General features: G+C 47.1%; 1 protein-coding gene. It reads right to left on the minus strand.

Annotation, left to right across the window (positions count from 1 at the left end; all coding sequences use genetic code 11):
• Window positions 1–156: helix-turn-helix transcriptional regulator (locus KJQ96_RS39225; protein ID WP_213291243.1), on the minus strand; the 156-nt coding region annotated here is incomplete at its 3' end.
• Window positions 157–263 lie beyond the last annotated feature (107 nt).

A 263-nucleotide genomic window follows, 5' to 3' on the forward strand; every position in this document is an offset into this window, starting at 1 on the left:
GGATAATGTTGACGCCTGCGGTTCGCGCTTGCCGCTTTCGAGATCAGCGATAATCGCACGACGAACACTGACACCTTCTGCCAAATAGGATTGAGACCAACCAAGAAGTGCGCGTGCGCCCCTCACCTGCGCAGCGAGTTTCGGAAAATCATGCATGGCTACTCCAAAAAAGAGTACAGAGCATTCAAAAGTGGACAGTATTATTTCGATACAAAATGATTTTTATTGTTGGCTCTTTGTTAGCGTCAACCAAGATCAGGTTG

This window comes from Bradyrhizobium sp. sGM-13, assembly GCF_018398875.1.
GTDB lineage: Bacteria > Pseudomonadota > Alphaproteobacteria > Rhizobiales > Xanthobacteraceae > Bradyrhizobium.